Genomic DNA, 2,129 nt, shown 5'->3' on the forward strand with positions numbered 1-2,129 from the left:
TTTTCATTGATAAATGCCTCCTTTTAATTTGCATAATAATTTTGGTTTTCTGGGGCTACAACATACCCCTGTACATTAATTATTCTATGCTCCATTAAAATGTAACAAAATAACAAAGCATCCTTTTACTTATTTGTTAATTTTTGGTTTTTGCTCTTAATAATTATAGCATTATATTTTTTTATATACAACCGAGGAAAAACATAAAAGCAAGTAATAAGTAATAGGGAATAAGTAATAGGGAATAAGTAATAGGGAATAAGTAATAGGGAATAAGTAATAGGGAAAAATGAAAAGTTAAAAGTGAAAAATGTAAACAACAAAACCAAGTTGAAAATTGAAAATGGAAAATGGAAAACAAGAGGACATAATGAAAAATTAAAAGTTAAAAGTGAAAAATTAAGAACATAAAACCGAATTATAAATTAAAGGCAAAGATAAAAGAAATGTTTAATGATAAACCATAAAAGAAAGGAATAGGGAATAAGTAATAAGTAAATTTGAAAATTGAAAATTAAAGCAAACAGGAGCAAAAGCCCTATAGTTTTTTACTAAACATGACGATAATATAAAAGTAGGTATTTGTATAATAAAGAATTTATAAATATAAGGGGGGCGACAGATGTTGAAAAGATCATCTATAGTGACAACATTTATAATTATTTTGATTTTTACTTTCACCACCAGTAGTTATACCGATTCTTATAGAAGAAATATAACTGCTTGGTTCAATAACATACAGGTGGAGATCGACGGAGAAAAGCTAGAAATGGCTGATGAGCCTATAGTTTTTGAAGACAAGGTTTATATGCCAATAGAGGAGCTGGCGGATGCCCTTTACATAAATTTTGTATATGATGAGGATGAGGCTATGGTTAGGATTAATACAAATCGTCTTTTTGATGTTGATACTGATACCTCATCAGTTCCGTTAACCTTCCAAAAGCACTATGAGCTTGAGTCTCTAAGGAAGCAGGTAGCTGAAATGGAGGAAGAAATAAATAGACTTCAGGATGGTCGTTTACCCTATGCCCGTATAAGAACTTTAGAGGAAATGGAAGAATATATTAAAGAGCACTTTAAAGTACTTAAAGACATAAATATGTCTATTCAGCTTCTTGATTTAGGTAGAAATGAATATTCACTTAATGCTTCATTTGGCAACGAAATAAGCAAATGGAAGGAATTAGATAGAAGGGAAGTAGAAGGCTGGATTGATGACATTTATTATGCAATACGTCATTTTTATGACCCTGAAGCAAAGCTAGAAGGTATAATTAGAGCTTCAAGCTTAAAATCAGGCTCTCAATACACCAGCTATTATACTAGAGGGAATATGTTGTACTTTGATTTTATGTTATCTGAGCATAAAAAGAGTCCTCTTATTGATGGTGTTAAAATAGAAAATGCACTTAATAAAAAGCTTAAGAACTATAATAATGAGGTCTTTACATATGAGGTATTCGTAAATAATAACGATGTTGATTTACTTGTATACTACGAAAAGAAAAAATTTGATAATTGGTCCCCAACTTCTAAAATGCAGTATTTAAAGCGTATTAGAACAGAGGTTGATAGGATATACGAGGATGTTAATATTGATGGTAAAATAATATACAGTAAAAATGACGAAGCAACATTAAGATTCTCTATAAGCGACGATTTTATTAGCTCCTACGATTTAGTTGTGGAAATGGAGGAGTATATAAATAAGACTTATGATGAATTTAAGTATAGTGGTGATACATTTAAATTTAACTATAAAATATATGAAAGCTATAGCAATGCCTTTGAAGTAGTCTTAGATGGAGACTTTGAAATTGATGACTCCGATTGGGAGGATGTTATGGATCATGGTGAGTCTTCCTTTAGAAGTCATGTACAAAAGGTCTTTAGATATTTAGAGGGAATATATGATGTAGATATATTTGGAGAGGTTCGGGATGCAAGCTTAAGATCAATATGTGATGTAGAGTATTATAGCACTGGGTCTGGTAGCTACCGTTATGTACACCCTATAATTTTCCCTTAGATAATTAATAATAAATGTAATGTAACCTTAATATATAATGCCCCCTTACTCTGGTATAATAACAGTGTGTAAAGAGGGTAGTGTTAAGTAACTTATG

1 protein-coding gene is annotated in these 2,129 nt (G+C 30.6%); it reads left to right on the forward strand.

Features of this window, described 5'->3' with window-relative positions; translation table 11 throughout:
* Positions 1–622 precede the first annotated feature (622 nt).
* Positions 623–2,032, forward strand: a complete 1,410-nt coding sequence (locus tag F8154_RS14765; RefSeq protein ID WP_151862382.1) for a hypothetical protein — start codon at positions 623–625, stop codon at positions 2,030–2,032.
* The last annotated feature ends 97 nt before the right edge of the window (positions 2,033–2,129 follow it).

This window comes from Alkaliphilus pronyensis, from assembly GCF_009017275.1.
In the GTDB taxonomy this organism is placed as follows: Bacteria; Bacillota; Clostridia; order Peptostreptococcales; family Natronincolaceae; genus Alkaliphilus_C; species Alkaliphilus_C pronyensis.